This is a genomic window from Streptomyces mirabilis (assembly GCF_018310535.1).
Taxonomy (GTDB): domain Bacteria; phylum Actinomycetota; class Actinomycetes; order Streptomycetales; family Streptomycetaceae; genus Streptomyces.
In genome coordinates this window covers 7617277-7632763 of the sequence record NZ_CP074102.1, presented here as the reverse complement: position 1 = coordinate 7632763, position 15487 = coordinate 7617277, and the positions used below count along the sequence as shown (strand labels likewise).

Below are 15487 nucleotides of genomic sequence, written 5' to 3'. Positions count from 1 at the left end.
TCTTCCTGAAGTGGCGATCCACGGCATCGCTCTTGATCGGCCGGGGTTTTCCCTGCTATCCATCGCTCATGACCGCCTATTCCCCGGACGCCACCGACTGGCACATCCTCGATGTCCTGCAGCGCGAGGGCAGGGCCAGCTTCGCGGAGCTGGCCCGTGCCGTCTCGATGTCCGCGAGCGCGGTCACCGAGCGGGTGCGCCGCCTGGAGGAGGCGGGCGTCATCCAGGGGTACGCGGCCGTCGTCGACCCGGAGAGCCTCGGTCTGCCGATCCTGGCCTTCGTCCGGCTGCGCTATCCGAACGGCAACTACAAGCCGTTCCACGACCTCGTCGAGGCGACGCCCGAGATCCTGGAGGCGCACCACGTCACGGGCGACGACTGCTTCGTCATCAAGGTCGCGGCGCGCTCGATGAACCACCTGGAGAAGATCTCCGGCCGGATCGGCACCCTGGGTTCGGTGACCACGAGTGTCGTGTACTCCTCACCGCTCCCCCGGCGCCCCCTGGGTCACTGATCCCCCGGGGAGCCTTCGGCTCAGTCCTGGACGCCTCGCTGCCGTAGGACCGATCCCGTTCTGCCCTTCACGACCTCCAACTGGGCGTGAATACGGCGCCGCAGGTCGGCGACATGGCTGACGATGCCCACGCTGCGGTCGCGCTCCCGCAGGGAGTCGAGCACGTCGAGGACCTCGTCCAGGGTCTGGTCGTCGAGGCTGCCGAAGCCCTCGTCGATGAAGAGCGTGTCCAGCCGCACCCCGCCGGCCTCGTCCGTGACGACGTCCGCGAGACCGAGGGCCAACGCGAGCGAGGCGAAGAACGTCTCGCCTCCGGAGAGCGTCGCCGTGTCACGCTCCCGGCCGGTCCAGGCGTCCACGACGTGCAGTCCGAGCCCGCTGCGGCCACGGCCCGCGCGGTCGTCGGAGTGGACGAGGGTGTAGCGCCCGGAGGACATGCGCTGAAGTCGTACGGTCGCGGCGGCGGCCACCTGTTCCAGGCGGGCGGCGAGGACGTACGACTCCAGGCGCATCTTGCGCTCGTTCTCCGCCGAGGTGCCCGCGGCCAGGCCGGCCAGGCGTGCCACCCGGTCGAACTCCTCACGCAGTGGCGCGAGCCGGCGCACGGACGTGCCCGCGCGCGTGGACAGCCGGTCCAGTTCCGTACAGCGTCGGGCGGCCTCGTCCTGGGCGGAGGCGGTCTCCCGCAGCCGCCGGGCGGCGGACTCGGCGGCCCGTTCGGCGACGGCCAGGTCGACGGCCGGCCGCTCGGCGGCGGCGGCCGTGTCGGCCTCGGCGAGCACGGCGCGCACCGCGCTCTCCTCCAACTGCCAGGCGTCGAGGCGTCGTTGGAGGTCCCGGTGGGCCGCGTCGTCGAGGAGCGCGGCGGCCGCGGCCTGGGGGGTGTCGAACCCGGCGCGGAAGGCCGCGTCGGACAGGCGTGCGTCGGCGTCCTTGAGACGCTGCGCGGTGTCCTCGGCCGTGCGCACGGCCTCCGCGGCCTCCGTGAGCAGGGCGGCCTGCCGCTCCAGCTGCGCGGCGCGCGCGGCGACGCTGTCGGCGGCGCCCCGGGCCTTCGCCAACTCCTCCTCCAGGGAGGCCCTTTCGCGGTCGTTCCGGTCGCGGTGGGAGACCCGGGCGGCGGCGCGCAGTGCGGCCTGCTGCTGGGCCGCGACCCGCCGCTCGTGCTCGAGTCCGGCCTGCGCGAGCCGCTCCCGCGCGGCGTGCAGCCCGGATCCCGCAGCCCGCGCCTCGGCGTACAGCAGCTCCAACTCCTCGGCTTGCACGGCGAGTTGGGCGGTCGGCGCGTCGCCCGCCTCGGCGCCGGCGGCCGCCAGCGCCTCGCGTACGACGCCGAGCCGGCGTTCGTCCTCGGTGGCCTGTTCGTCGGCGCGCTGGTACACGGCGAGGGCCCGCTCCTCGGCCTCCCGGTCGACGTGTCCGGCATCCTTGCGCGCGGGTGCGGGGTGTGCGGAGCTGCCGCACACGGCGCAGGGCTCGCCGTCGACGAGGCCGGCGGCGAGTTCCGCGGCGATGCCCTGAAGACGCTGTTCCTTCAGATCGAGCCAGTGGACCCGAGCGTCCGTCGCGCGTTCACGGGCGGCGAGGGCCCTGGCGTGGGCGGCGTCCGTGTCCCGGGCGAACTGGTCGCGCTGCCGGGCCGCCCCGAGCCGCGCCTGGGCGGGATCGCGCCGCTCGGCGAGCTGCTCCGCACGCGTGGTGGCCTCCTGCGCGGACTCGATGCGCGCCTGGAGCTCCGCACGGGTCGCCTCCCAGGTGGCGAGCCAGCTCTCGGCGTCCTGCCGGACGTCCTCGTCCTCGCGCTCCTGGCGGTCCAGGGAGACGCGCTCCTGGGTGAGCTCGCCGAGCCGGCGCTCCGCCCTGCGGGCCGACTCCAGTCCGCCGAGCTCCTCGGCCGCCTTGCGCGCCGCCGCCGCGAGCCCGGGCGCACCGGCTCCAACGTAGGTGTCCGGCAGGGCGAGACGCGCGCGTGCCTCGTCCGTGGACGCGCTGCGGTGCTCGGCCTCGGCGTCGTCGCGCAGATCGAGCGCGGGGGCCACCGTCTCCGCCTTGCGCGCCCGCTCCATCCGCGCCTGCGCCTCCTGATGGGCGTCGGCACGCTCCTCCAGCCGCGCGGCGCGCTCGCGCGCCTCGGTGAACCTGCGCTGCAGCCGGGCCACTTCGCGTACGTCGTCGAGTACGCGGTCGGCGGCGGCCTGCACGGACTCGGCGGCCGTACGCGCGGTGTGCGCCAGGGTGAGCCGCTCGCGGGCCGTGCTGCGGGCCACGGCGGCCCAGGTGAGGACGGCCTCGGCGAGTCCGGGCTCACCGGGCGCAAGATCGGGCGGCGGCACCTCGACGATGTCGCCGGCGGCCTGCTGCATGCGGTGCGCGTCGGCGAGCAACGCGGCGTCGCCCTCCCGCACTTCGCCCTCCGCGGCCCGGCGCCGCTCGGCGAGCCGCTTCTCGACCTCGGCGAAGCGGTGGGTGTCGAAGAGCCGGCCGAGCAGCTTGCCGCGGGCCTCGGCGTCGGCCCGCAGGAAGCGGGCGAAGTCCCCCTGGGGCAGCAGCACGACCTGACAGAACTGCTCACGGCTCATGCCGAGCAGTTGGGTGATCTCCTCGCCGATCTCCTGGTGGGAGCGGCTGAGGTCCTTCCAGGTGCCCGCCGATGCCTCGTACTCACGCAGCCAGCTCTGCGCCTTTTCGGTGGTCGTGCCCGTGCCGCGCTTCTTGGGACGGGCCCAGGGCGGCTGCCGGGTGACCTCCAACCGGCGTCCGGCGACGGTGAGTTCGAGGGTGATCTCGGTGCGCGTCGCGGGTGCCGCGTGGTCGCTGCGCAGGGTCATGCCCTGGCCGCTCTGGCGGGCGCCCGGGACCGCCCCGTACAGCGCGTAGCAGACGGCGTCGAGGACGGACGTCTTGCCCGCGCCCGTCGGCCCGTGCAGCAAGAAGAGCCCGGCGGCCGACAGCTCGTCGAAGTCGACGCTCTGGGTGCCGCCGAACGGCCCGAAGGCCGTGATGTCCAGGCGGTGCAGCCTCATCGGGCCTCCTTCGGGTCCTGCGCGTCGCACGTGTCGTGCGAGTCGTGCGTGTCGTGCGTGTCGTGCGTACGTGAGGTCACCGGGCGACCTCCCGGACGGCCTCGTCGGCGCGGACTGCGTCGAACGCGTCCCTCAATACGGCCTGTTCGTCGGCGTCGGGGCCCGCGCCGCGCACATGGGCCACGAAGTCCTCCGCGATCTCCTGCTCGCTGCGGCCCGCGAGCCGCCGGGCGTAGGAGACATCCGGGTCCTCGGGGGCCCGCTCCGGTTCGAAGACGAGGCTGAGCGTGTGCGGGAAGCGCTCGGCCAGCCGGGCCATGGGCTCGGTGGGGCGCACCGGGTCGGTGAGGGTCGCCTCGACCCACGCCTCCTCGTGGCGCGCCAGCCGCGGATCGGCGAGCAGGTCTTCCAGGTGCCCCCGGACACGGGCGAGCTTCCGGGGCACGGGACAGTCGACCCGCTCCGCACCCACGAAACCCTCCGGCCCCAGGTCCACCAGCCACATGCTCTTGCGGTGGTCGACCTCCGAGAAGGAGTACGGCAGCGGGGAGCCGGAGTAGCGCACGCGCTCGGTGATGGTCTGGCTGCCGTGCAGATGGCCCAGTGCGGTGTAGTCGACGCCGTCGAAGACCCCGGCGGGTACGGCGGCCACCCCGCCGACGGTGATGTCCCGCTCGCTGTCGCTGGCCGCCCCGCCGGTGACGAAGGCGTGGGCGAGGACGACGGAACGGGTACCCCCCGCGCGCGTGGCGAGGTCGGCGCGGACCCGGTCCATGGCGGCGGCGATGACGGCCTCGTGCCCCGCCTTCTCGACCCCGAACTCGGCCTTGACCAGGGCCGGTTCAAGATACGGCAGTCCGTAGAAGGCCACGTCGCCGTGGTCGTCGGGGAGGAGGACGGGCGTGCCGCACGCGGAGGGCTCGGTCCGCAGATGGATCCCCGCGCGGCCGATGAGCCCGGCGCCGACACCGAGCCGACGCGCCGAGTCGTGGTTCCCGGAGATCATCACCGTGGGCACCCCGAGGTCGGCGAGCCGGTGCAGCGCGTCGTCGAAGAGCTCGACCGCGGCCAGCGGCGGCACCGCCCGGTCGTACACGTCCCCCGACACGACCACCGCGTCCACGTCGCGCTCACGCACGGTCGCGACGAGGTGACCGATGAACCCGGACTGGGCATCGAGCATGTTCACCCGGTGGAAGGCCCGGCCGAGATGCCAGTCGGACGTGTGCAGAATCCTCATGATCCCCGAGACTAACGGGCGGGTCGGACATCACGGGCGGCTACTCCCGTATCGGTCCGCGCTGCCCGCCTATGCGTCCCCGTACGCCTCTCCACCCAGTTCGAACCCGGCCGTCCCGGCCGTCGCGTCGGCGAGCCACGCCCGGAAGGGCTCGACGTCGGTGTCCGGCAGCCCGATCTCGATCGTGACGGCCTCGCCGTACCGGACGTCACGGACCTCGCGCCCGGTGGACCGCAGGTCGTTCTGTATCTTGCCGGCGCGCTGGTGGTCGACCGTGACCGTGGCCAGCCGGAAGCGCTTGCGCGTGAGTGTGCCGAGGGTGTCCAGTGCCTCGCCCACCGAGCCGCCGTACGCCCTGATCAGTCCGCCCGCGCCGAGCTTGACCCCGCCGTAGTAGCGGGTGACGACGGCGACGACGTACCGCATGTCGCGGCGCAGCAGCATCTGGAGCATGGGGACGCCCGCGGTGCCGCCGGGTTCGCCGTCGTCGCTCGCCTTCTGGACGGCGGCGTCGGCTCCGATGACGTACGCGTAGCAGTTGTGCGTGGCGTCGGCGTGCACCTTGCGGACGCCCGCGATGAACGCCTGGGCCTCCTGCTCGGTGGCCGCCGGGGCGAGGGCGCACAGGAAGCGGGAGCGGTTGACCTCGGTCTCGTGCACGCCCGCGCGGGCCACTGTGCGGTACTCGTCCTGCATCACGCCAGCGTATGCGCTTCCCGCGGGTGTGCGGCACGGCGGACCCGGAGCGCGCCGCACACGCGCGTGCGGCGCGGTCCGGGGATCTCGCAGGTCCTGCGAGGGAGCGCGGTTCGCCGCGCGGAGGTCGCGGCGCGCTCAACCGCGCGCGGCGCGGCCGGTCTCCGGCGTGGACGGCCTCGGTGGCCGCGCACCAGGCGGCCCCGAGATCGCCCGATGGCGGCCCCGGCCGCGGTGGGCCGACCTCACGCCATCGGCTCCGCCGCGCACCGCGCCCGACCGAGGCGGCGGGTCCGCCGGTGATCACCTCCGGCGGAGGCACCACGCCCCCGGCCGGCCACGCGAGCGCCCCGGGGGAGGCGCCCCGAGCCCCACGTCATCGCCCCGGCGACAGCAGGACAGCCCCGGTCGCCCCGCGGCCAACCCATCTCCCCTCGCGGCCAACCCGTGTCGCCCCGCGGCCGAACCTGTCGCCGCCCCGGTCCCGGCGGGGAGCCTCCGGACGTCCGGACCCGGCTCAGGTGCGCGGGGCGAGGTGGTGGATACTCGCTCCTCGTTGCCCGAAGCCGGATCGCCGGCCCGACCGATCGCAGGGAGATCGCAGCATGACCGGCACTCAGGTGGACAGTTCGGACTCCGCGGAGCCCCTCGAACGGGAGCCCTCCGCAGCCGCGCCGCGCTGGCGGGCGTGGCTTCTGGAGGGACTCAGCGAGCAGTCGGCCAAGCACCCCGGCCCGCACGCCACCCCGGACGCCGAGCACCAGGGCCACAAATGGTGGCGGGTGATGTGCCTCACCGGCGTCGACTACTTCTCCACGCTGGGCTACCAGCCGGGCATCGCGGCCCTCGCCGCTGGACTGCTCTCCCCTCTCGCGACCCTCGTCCTGATCGCGCTCACCCTGCTCGGCGCACTGCCGGTCTACCGTCGCGTCGCCAAGGAGAGCCCGCACGGCGAGGGTTCGATCGCGATGCTGGAGCGGCTGCTGCCCTGGTGGGCCGGGAAGATCTTCGTCCTGGTGCTGCTCGGATTCGCGGCCACCGACTTCCTGATCACGATCACCCTGTCCGGGGCGGACGCCTCCGCACACGTCGTGGAGAATCCTTTTGCTCCGCACTGGATGCACGGCGGGAACACCTGGATCACCCTCCTTCTCATAGCCGCGCTGGGCGCGGTCTTCCTGAAGGGCTTCAAGGAGGCCATCGGGATCGCGGTGGCGCTCGTGGCCACCTATCTCACCCTCAATGTCGTCGTTCTGGCCGTCTCCGCCTGGCAGGTGCTCAGTCACCCGGTCAAGATCGGCGACTGGACCGACGCGATGACGGCCGAACACTCCTCGCCGCTCGCCATGATCGGCGTGGCGCTCCTCGTCTTCCCGAAGCTGGCGCTCGGCATGTCCGGCTTCGAGACGGGCGTGGCGGTGATGCCGCAGGTCGAGGGCGACCCGACGGACACGTACGAGAAGCCGACGGGCCGGATCCGCGAGACCCGCAGGCTGCTCACCACGGCCGCCGTGATCATGAGCGGCTTCCTGCTGCTGTCCAGCCTGGCGACGACGATCCTGATCCCGCAGGACGAGTTCAAGAGCGGCGGCTCCGCGAACGGCCGTGCCCTCGCCTACCTGGCCCACCAGCACCTGGGCGAGGCGTTCGGCACGGTCTACGACCTCTCGACCATCGCGATCCTCTGGTTCGCGGGTGCCTCCGCGCTCGCCGGTCTCCTCAACCTCGTGCCGCGCTATCTGCCGCGCTACGGCATGGCCCCCGAGTGGACGCGCGCCGTCCGCCCCCTCGTGCTCGTCTTCATGGCGGCCGCGGTCCTCATCACGCTGTGGTTCAACGCGAACGTCGACGATCAGAGCGGCGCGTACGCGACCGGTGTGCTGGTCCTGATGCTCTCCGCCTCCTTCGCCTCGGCGGTCGCCGTGCACCAGCGGGGCCATCGCGCCGCCGCGATCGGCTTCGGCGCGATCACCGCGGTCTTCGGCTACACCCTGGTCACCAACGTCATCGAACGCCCCGACGGCATCAAGATCGCGCTGATCTTCATCCTGGCGATCCTGATCACCTCGTTCGCCTCCCGGGTGCGCCGCGCCTTCGAACTGCGCGCCGCCGAGGTCACGTTCGACGAGGCCGCGGCCCGTTTCATCGACGAGGCCGCGGCGAGCGGACCGCTGCGGCTGATCGCGAACGAGCCGCACGAGCACAGCACCCGCGAGTATCGCGCCAAGGAGTACAGCCAGCGCGAGCAGACGCACATCCCGGACGGCCGTCCCGTGCTGTTCCTGGAGGTGTTCGTGACCGACTCCTCGGACTTCACCGCCGACCTGACCGTGCACGGCGACGAGAAGCACGGGGTGCGCAGGCTGCGCGTCGAGGGCGCGACCGTGCCCAACACCATCGCGGCCGTCATGATGCGACTGCGCGACCGCACCGGCCAGGTCCCGCACGCCTACTTCAACTGGACCGAGGGCAACCCCCTCAGCCACCTGGTCCGCTTCCTCGTCTTCGGCGACGGCGAGGTCGCCCCGGTCACCCGCGAAGTGCTGCGACGCGCCGAGCCGGACCCCGAACGCAGGCCCCGGATCCACGTGGGCTAACGCTTCCTCCGGCCCGCCGGTCCCGCTTCCTTACCCTCCCGCCGCGTCAGTTTTTCTTCTTGCCCCGCGGCACGGTCATGCCCGTGAGCAGCGCCGTGCCCGGGGCGAGCGCGTCCCAGGAGTCTCCGTGCCAGGCGAGGACCGCTGTCGCGGAGGTCGGGAACTTCGTCCGTACGTCGTCCAGCGCGTCGTCGAGGCTGTCCCCGGCCAGTTCGAGCACGAGTTCCTCCAAGCCGGGGTTGTGTCCGATCAGCAGCAACGTCCCGATCCGGTCGGGGACTTCGTGCAGGGCCGCCAGCAACTCCGGTACCTCTGCGCCGTACAGCCGCCGGTCGAACCGTACGGGCGGCGGGGTGCCCCACTGCCGCGCCGCCAACTCCCAGGTCTGGCGGGCGCGTACGGCGGTGGAGCACAGGGCGAGGTCCGGCAGACAGTCCGCCTCGGCGAGGGCGCGTCCGGCGGCCGGGGCGTCGCGGCGGCCACGCGGGGCGAGGGGCCGCTCGTGGTCGGCGACGCCCGTCGGCCATGCCGACTTGGCGTGCCGCAGGACGACGAGTCTGCGCAGCGGGCCCGCTCCGGCGCGTGCGATCACCGCTGCGCCCCGATGTCACGGGTGAGTTCGAGCCCGAGGAGACGGTCCGCGTAGGCGTACGTCTCAAAGCGGGCGCCGTCCGGCACGTCGTCCGCGTGTTCGACGCGCCGCAGCACCTCCAGTACGGCGGGTACGTCGAGGTCGTCCTCCCACGCGGCGCGCAGTTCCTGGCGTACGCGCTCGGGGACGGGCTTGGACGGCCGGGTGGCCCAGGTGGCGACGGACTTGCGCCAGCGCGCGAGCGTCTCCCGGGCGCCGTCGAGGTCGGCGGTGGCGAAGTCGACGGGCTGTCGGCGCGGGGCCGCGAGCAGGACCATCCTCAGCAGCGCCGGGTCGGCCGTGCCGTGCACCGGGGCGACCTCGACGCGGATGCCCTCCACGGCGGTGGCGCCGGGCGCGAGGACATGCAGGGCCGGGCCCGCACCGCTCCGGTCGCCCTCGGCCCGGCGGATGCCGAGCGCGTCGGCGCGCGCCCGGAGCTCCGGGGGCGGGTCGGCCACGGTGACGACGGGGGTCCCACCGAGTTCCAGGGTCCTGGCGAGCACGTCGGCGACCAGCAGCACGCGCAGTGCGGACAGATCGTCCCGCTCCACGTGCGCCTCGACGCGGGTCAGGCTCCGGCGGGCAGGGACGGCGTCGATGGGCTCGCCCGTTCGGGCGTCGGTGATACGCAGCACGGAGCGAGCGTAGGCGGGCGCGAGCCCGGGCGCAGGGAGGTCGGACCCATTCCGGACACGCGGGCTTCCCCGACTGTCCCTCCGTATGAGGTGTGAGTGGTTCCACCCCGGTGGTGTAGCCCACTGCACCAGGGGTTCGGGAGATCACTCTCTCGTGGGCGCGGCCGGGGGACGGGAGGGTTGATCCCGACGGACGACAGCCCGTCGACCTCGGAGATCTCCCCTCCTCACGCTCCTTTGGCCCGGAAGAGGACCTCACCCCCATGACCATCCGTGTCCTGCTCGCGGACGACCAAGCCCTGCTGCGGGCGACGTTCCGCATCCTGATCGACTCCTGCTCCGACATGGAAGTGGTCGACGAGGCCGCCGACGGCCGGGCAGCGGTCTCGCTCGCGCGTACCCACCGCCCCGACGTCGTCCTCATGGACATCCGTATGCCGGGCGCCGACGGCCTCACCGCCACCGCCACCATCTGCGCCGACCCCGGCCTCTCCACCACCCGCGTACTCATCCTCACGACGTTCGAGACCGACGAGGACGTCGCCCGGTCCCTGCGCGCCGGAGCCAGCGGCTTCCTCGGCAAGGACGTCACTGCGGACGAACTCCTGAGCGGCATCCGCACCGTGGCAGCGGGCGACGCGCTTCTCTCCCCCCGGGCCACGCACACCCTGGTCACCCGCTTCCTCGCCTCCCCCGCACCCAGCGCCCAGCCGGCGCTTCCCGGACAACTGGCGGCTCTCACCGCCCGCGAGCGAGAGGTGACCGCGCTGGCGGCCGAGGGAAAGTCCAACGCCGAGATCGCCCAGGAACTCGTCGTCAGCCCGCTGACCATCCGCACCCATGTGCACCGCGCCATGACCAAACTCCACGCCCGGGACCGCGCCCAACTGGTCGTCATCGCCTACCAGTGCGGCCTCGTACAGGTCTCACGGCCCCCGGAGTGAGCGAGCTCTGCCTGCGCGTCGCCCCCCTGGCCACAGTGCCCCGTCGTGGGTGAGAATGCCATATGCCAGAATCCGAGAATGTGACTTATGTCACTCACTAGGGGGCACTGACTCGTGGACCTGGACTTCACGGACGACCAGACGGCGCTTCGCGACACATTGCGCACGTTCTTCGAGAAGGAGTCGTCCACCGCGGCCGTACGGGCGGCGGAGCCACTCGGGTTCGACGCGGCGCTGTGGCGGAAGGTCGTCGACCTGGGGCTCGCCGCGATCGCCGTACCCGAGCACCTCGGTGGCGGCGGTGCCGGTTTCGTGGAACTGGCCATCGCGGCGGAGTGCCTCGGGCAGTCCCTCGCTCCGGTGCCCCTGATCGAGGCGGCGGTGGCGAACGACCTCATCGCGTCGCTGTCCGACGGAGGTTCGTCGCCGGACGCGGGCTCGTCGTCGTCCGGCGAGCCGGACGCCCGCCTGGAGTCCCTCACCGCACGCGCCGTCGCGGGCGAGTTCCTGGCGACCCTGGCCCTCCGCCCGGCGCCGGGCGACCTCGCACGGCTGGTTCCGGCGGGCGCGGTGGCCGATCTCGTGGCCGTCCTGCGGGGTGACGAACTCCTCCTGCTCCAGCAGCCGGACCGCGGCCCCGCCACGCCGGGCGGAGCCGTCCACAATCTCGGGGCACTTCCGCTCGCCGACTGCCGTATCGACACGGAAGACGCCCTGGTACTGGCGCGCGGACCGGCCGCCGTCCGCGCCTATCGCCGCGCCCTGAGCCGGTGGGAACTGCTGACCGGCGCGGCGCTCTTCGGCCTCGGCTCGAAGTCCCTCGCCATCGGCGTCGACTACGTGATGCAACGCAAGGCGTTCGGCGTGCTCATCGGCACGTTCCAGACCATCCAGCACCGCCTGGCCGACAACGCGATCGCCCTCGACGGCGCCCGCCTGCTGGCCTACGAGGCGGCCTGGGCACAGGACGAGAACCTGCCCACGGCCGACACCTCGGCGACCATGGCCTTCCTGTTCGCCGCGGAGACCGCCTTCAAGACGACGTCGGAGGTCCTGCACTTCCACGGCGGATACGGCTACACGCTGGAGTACGACATCCAGCTCTACTTCCGGCGGGCGAAGGCCTGGTCACTCGTCGCGGGCGACTCCCGCGCGGCGTACGCGCGGCTCGCGCACCGCGTCTTCGGCGCGGCACAGGCACCGGCAGAGAGGGCGGGCTGACGATGGACTTCCGCGAATTCGACGAACTGGCCTCGCACCGCGAGGCGGCCTGCGCCTGGGTCGAGGCTCATACGCGACCGGAGTGGGTGGAGGAACAGCGCCGCACCGGCACGCATCAGACGGCCGAGCTGCATGCCCTGCTCGCGCGCGACGGGATCCTCGCGGCCGACTGGGCGCCCGAGTACGGCGGGAGCGAGGTCGATCCCGGCTTCGCCCGGGCCGTGTTCGACGAACTCGGCCGCATGGGGCTCGCCTCCGACGGCTGGTCCACTACCTCCATGGTGCTGCGCACCATCGAGCACGTGGGAACCGAGGAGCAGAAGCGCGAGTACATCCCGGCCGCGCTCCGCGGAGAGCGGCTGATCGCCCTGGGGTACAGCGAGCCCGATTCCGGCTCGGACGTCGCCGCGGCGAAGACCACCGCGGTCCGGGACGGCGACGAGTGGGTCATCAACGGCCAGAAGATGTTCACCAGCACCGCCCAGCTGTGCAGCCATGTGTTCGTGCTGGCCCGCACCAATCCGGACGCGCCGAAGCACAAGGGGCTGTCGATGTTCCTCGTGCCGACCGACAACGCCGGGTACGACATCCAGCCGATCCACACGCTCGGCGGGCAGCGCACCAACGCCACGTTCTACGCCGGCGTGCGGGTCCCGGATTCCGCGCGCCTCGGCGGGGTCGACGGCGGGTGGGGCGTCATGCACGTGGCGCTGGTCCACGAACGCTCCGCGTCCAGCCCCGGTTCGGACGGCGGATCTCTGGTCAGGGATCTGGCCGCCTGGGCACGCACCGCGCGACGCTCCGACGGGACGACGGTCCTCGACGACCCCCTGGCCGCCGAGCGGATCGGCAGGATGGCGGTCGACGAGGAGGTCACCCGCCTGCTCGCCCTGCGCAACCGCTGGCGCGCCCAGAAGGGCGACCTGCCCGGTGTCGAGGGGTCGATGTGGAAGCTGTTCGCCACGGAGGCCGCCCAGCGCCACTCCAGCGACATCCTCGACATCCTGGGCGCCGAGGGCGTACTGGCCCCCGAGGCGGCCGGCGCCCCCGCGGACGGCAGGTTCGAGGAGGGCTTCCGGGCGGCGGTGGTCGGCACCATCTATGGCGGGACCAGCGAGATCCTCCGGGAGATCATCGCTGAACGCCACCTCAGGCTGCCCAGGAACCGTTGACGGTACGGGGTCCTGGGGGGCGGCGGGGCGGGGGGAACGTCGTACGGCACGCATTCCCGACCGGCGGCGCCGAGGCTCGACCGGGCCTCGGCGCCGCCAAGTCGGACCCAGGATCGCGAAACCGGTCAGGCCTTGCGAGGGACCTCGGGCGCCAGGTCGATCTCGTCCTCGGCGTGATCGAAGAAGTCGTCGGCCAGCCGATGGCACAGTGTGGCGAGCTGCTCCAGGTCTCCCGGCGACCAGTCCGCCAACGCGACCGACATCCCTCGGCAGCTCGCCTCCCGCACGCGGTCGACCGCGTCCCGGCCGGCCGGCGTGAGTTCGATGCGCTGGGCTCGGCGGTCGTTCGGGTCCGGGACACGCGTCAGACAACCGGTCTTCTCCAGCTGCTGCACCTGCCGGGTCACGTGGGACGCCTCGACGGACAGCAGGTTCGCCAGCTCACTGGGCCGCAGCGAGCCCGAGTCGGCGACCTGGCGCAACAGCGCGACGGCGGCCCGGTCCAGGGCCAGCCCGGCCAGTGCCATGAGGCGCTCATGCTGACGAACCCTGCTGGTCAGATATGAGATCCGGGTGAGCGCACGCTCGATCTCGGCCACGTCCGTCGACGCGGAATCGGCTGCTGTGGGCGGCGGTGTCGACATGGGACGACTTTAACGTCTACTTGCATAAGTTAAGCAATATCGAGTGAGGCCGAAGGGGCCTGAGGGCGCTGCTCGGGCACCGCCCGTCAGGAGTCGAGGTCGTCGGCGAAGTGCCGGTAGCCGTGCTGGTCCTGGTGGATGTTCCAGATGGTCTCCGCGAGCACGGCGGGGTCCTTCCTGGGGTGTCCGGGGCTGATCGCGCCGGGGATGACGAGTTGTGCGACGTGGATGCCCTCGTCGGCGAGGGCGCCGTGCAACAGGTGTCCGTAGGCGCTCTCGGCAGCGAAGGCGATGGAGGTGCCGGCCCGGTCGGGGTGGGGTACCGCGGCGGTGCCGCCGTTGACGAAGACGATGGTGCCGCGGCCGAGGGCGCGCATGCCGGGCAGCACCTGGCGCACGGCGGCGACGGGGCCGTACACCGAGAACTCGATCGGTCCCACGAGGTCGCCGGGGGTGGTTTCCAGGACCGGCCGCATGAACTCCCGCTGCGGGACCGGGCTGTACTGCATGACCTCGATGGGCCCCAGGGTCGCGGTCGCCGCGTCCAGCGCCGCTTCGAGCGCCTTCGGGTCGCGTACGTCGGCCGCGAAACCGCGCGCCGTCAGTCCCTCGCCCGCCAGATCGGCGGAGAGCGCGTGTGCCCGGTCCGTGGTGCGGGTGATGAGAGCGACGTCGAACCCCTCGCGGCCGAACCGCCGTGCGACGGCGACTCCGAGGCCGGGTCCGGCTCCGATGATGGCGATGGTGGTCATGGTCTTCCTTGGGGCCTCGGGGGTGGGGCAGCCTACGAGGGGCAGCATGCCCCCCGTAGGCCCGCGCCGCTCGTTTCAGTAGCGGCCGCCTTCCGGTGCGGGAAGGGCGTCCAGGTCGGCCAGGGCCGCCGCGCTCAGCTCCACGTCACCCGCGTCGGCGTTGTCCGCCAGGTACTTCGGGGTCTTGGTCCCGGGGATGGGGACGACGTACCGTCCCTGGGCGACCAGCCACGCGAGTGCCACCTGCGCCGGGGTGATCCCGGCCCGCTCGGCGATCTCACAGACCGAGGCGGCGCAGGCTCTCGTCGATCGACTTCCGTACGTGCTCGGGGCGGCCGTTGTTGACGATGACCGGGGAGTTGCCGGGACCGCCGGTCGGATCGCTCACGACCAGGCCGACCTTCGTGGCCAGTACCGCCCGCTCCCGGTGGCCGCCCGCCAGCGCCCGTCCGACCAGTTCCTCGTTGGTGTGGGGGCCTGTCGATGAGGGTGGCGCCCAGGTCGAGCGCCATGGGGGTCCCCCCCTGTCGAGCGAAGCCGAGACTTGGGGGAGGACGACCGCGACGGAGGTGGCTTCGTCGCGCGGGGTCCTCATGTCGTACGAGAAGGTCATGCCCATGCATCCCAGGCCGATCACACCGAACTCGGGTCCCTTGCTGCCCAGTGTCGTGGTGCGCATGGCGTACGTCCTCTCGGTCGGCCGTGGTGAGTTCACGCCGGGCTTGCTGGTCCGCGCCCTCGGACGGGCGAACGGTCGAGGGGCATTCCCACCCTGCTCCTCACGCGCGCCGCGTGGCAGACCGCGCTGTACCGGGGAGCGGCGTTCCCGGGTGCGACAGGGCCCCCACGCCACGGGGAATCACCGTGTGTCTCATGCTGTTGTCCGGCTGAGCACGCATGACAGGCCACGCGGGCCCATGACAGTCCTTCACACCAGACCCAGGAGGCCGACCGTGTACGGCGACCCGGCAACGATCCGCAAGATCCTCACCGAACTCGGCGACACCTGGGCGATCGTCGGTCTCTCGTCCAACGAGCGGCGCGCGGCGTACGGAGTCGCCGACGTCCTCCAGCGCTACGGCAAGCGGATCGTCCCCGTGCATCCGAAGGCCGAGACCGTCCACGGCGAGAAGGGCTACCCGTCGCTGGACGCGATCCCGTTCGACGTCGATGTCGTCGACGTCTTCGTCAACAGCGACCTCGCGGGACCCGTCGCCGACGAAGCCGCCGCCGCCGGCGCCAAGGCCGTCTGGTTCCAGCTCGGCGTCGTCGACGAGGGCGCGTACGACCGTACCCGCGCCGCCGGACTCGACATGGTCATGGACCGCTGCCCCGCCATCGAGATCCCGCGCCTCGGCTGAGCCACGTCCGCACGCCAAGCCGGTTCGCGGCAAACCCGGTTGACGGCCTGTGG

The 15487-nt window shown here is 72.5% G+C and carries 15 protein-coding genes; 6 read left to right on the top strand and 9 right to left on the bottom strand.

All coding sequences use genetic code 11. From position 1 onward, the window contains the following. Positions 1-68: 68 nt before the first annotated feature. The gene (locus SMIR_RS33765; RefSeq protein ID WP_101408485.1) at positions 69-515 is read left to right on the top strand and encodes an Lrp/AsnC family transcriptional regulator; all 447 of its coding nucleotides are present in this window, start codon (positions 69-71) and stop codon (positions 513-515) included. A 20-nt stretch (positions 516-535) separates the two neighbouring features. Here the strand turns inward: SMIR_RS33765 and SMIR_RS33760 are convergent, their stop codons facing one another. The 3 genes from SMIR_RS33760 to SMIR_RS33750 form a co-directional block, all read right to left on the bottom strand. Continuing rightward, a complete protein-coding gene (locus SMIR_RS33760; protein WP_212727769.1) occupies positions 536-3538 on the bottom strand; it encodes an AAA family ATPase in 3003 nt (1000 codons plus the stop codon). Positions 3539-3614: 76 nt separating this feature from the next. Continuing rightward, positions 3615-4778: an exonuclease SbcCD subunit D gene (locus SMIR_RS33755; protein WP_168489840.1), complete on the bottom strand. Its 1164-nt coding sequence runs from the start codon at positions 4776-4778 to the stop codon at positions 3615-3617. Between the two features lie 69 nt (positions 4779-4847). Beyond that, positions 4848-5474, bottom strand: coding sequence for a YigZ family protein (locus SMIR_RS33750; protein WP_168489841.1), 627 nt, complete (start codon positions 5472-5474; stop codon positions 4848-4850). Between the two features lie 605 nt (positions 5475-6079). On the opposite strand from SMIR_RS33750, the gene SMIR_RS33745 reads away from it, so the two are divergent. Next, complete coding sequence (locus SMIR_RS33745) at positions 6080-8071, top strand: APC family permease (protein ID WP_211118663.1); 1992 nt, start codon at positions 6080-6082, stop codon at positions 8069-8071. Positions 8072-8117: 46 nt separating this feature from the next. On the opposite strand, the gene SMIR_RS33740 is transcribed toward SMIR_RS33745, so the two are convergent. Both SMIR_RS33740 and SMIR_RS33735 read right to left on the bottom strand, forming a co-directional pair. Next, positions 8118-8663: a SixA phosphatase family protein gene (locus SMIR_RS33740; protein WP_212727768.1), complete on the bottom strand. Its 546-nt coding sequence runs from the start codon at positions 8661-8663 to the stop codon at positions 8118-8120. Beyond that, positions 8660-9340: a cysteine--tRNA ligase gene (locus tag SMIR_RS33735; protein WP_168489842.1), complete on the bottom strand. Its 681-nt coding sequence runs from the start codon at positions 9338-9340 to the stop codon at positions 8660-8662. The genes SMIR_RS33740 and SMIR_RS33735 overlap by 4 nt, the downstream gene beginning before the upstream one ends. Positions 9341-9603: 263 nt before the next feature. On the opposite strand from SMIR_RS33735, the gene SMIR_RS33730 reads away from it, so the two are divergent. From SMIR_RS33730 to SMIR_RS33720, 3 genes are all read left to right on the top strand, one after another. Further along, the gene (locus tag SMIR_RS33730; protein WP_168489843.1) at positions 9604-10284 is read left to right on the top strand and encodes a response regulator; all 681 of its coding nucleotides are present in this window, start codon (positions 9604-9606) and stop codon (positions 10282-10284) included. Between the two features lie 114 nt (positions 10285-10398). Further along, positions 10399-11505: an acyl-CoA dehydrogenase family protein gene (locus SMIR_RS33725; RefSeq protein WP_212727767.1), complete on the top strand. Its 1107-nt coding sequence runs from the start codon at positions 10399-10401 to the stop codon at positions 11503-11505. A 2-nt stretch (positions 11506-11507) separates the two neighbouring features. After that, positions 11508-12677, top strand: a complete 1170-nt coding sequence (locus SMIR_RS33720) for an acyl-CoA dehydrogenase family protein (RefSeq protein ID WP_212727766.1) — start codon at positions 11508-11510, stop codon at positions 12675-12677. A 125-nt stretch (positions 12678-12802) separates the two neighbouring features. Here the strand turns inward: SMIR_RS33720 and SMIR_RS33715 are convergent, their stop codons facing one another. The 4 genes from SMIR_RS33715 to SMIR_RS33705 form a co-directional block, all read right to left on the bottom strand. Continuing rightward, a complete protein-coding gene (locus SMIR_RS33715) occupies positions 12803-13321 on the bottom strand; it encodes a MarR family winged helix-turn-helix transcriptional regulator (protein ID WP_168489846.1) in 519 nt (172 codons plus the stop codon). A gap of 86 nt (positions 13322-13407) precedes the next feature. Next, positions 13408-14073, bottom strand: a complete 666-nt coding sequence (locus tag SMIR_RS33710) for an SDR family NAD(P)-dependent oxidoreductase (protein WP_168489847.1) — start codon at positions 14071-14073, stop codon at positions 13408-13410. Between the two features lie 75 nt (positions 14074-14148). Then, on the bottom strand, positions 14149-14331 hold the full coding sequence (locus SMIR_RS43760) for an aldo/keto reductase (protein WP_249938645.1): 183 nt from the start codon (positions 14329-14331) through the stop codon (positions 14149-14151). Between the two features lie 19 nt (positions 14332-14350). Beyond that, positions 14351-14752 carry an aldo/keto reductase gene (locus SMIR_RS33705; RefSeq protein ID WP_249938510.1) on the bottom strand — a complete coding sequence of 134 codons (402 nt, stop codon included), beginning with the start codon at positions 14750-14752 and terminating at the stop codon, positions 14351-14353. Between the two features lie 274 nt (positions 14753-15026). Here SMIR_RS33705 and SMIR_RS33700 point away from each other — a divergent pair, with 274 nt between their 5' ends. After that, positions 15027-15434, top strand: coding sequence for a CoA-binding protein (locus SMIR_RS33700; RefSeq protein ID WP_101407904.1), 408 nt, complete (start codon positions 15027-15029; stop codon positions 15432-15434). Positions 15435-15487 lie beyond the last annotated feature (53 nt).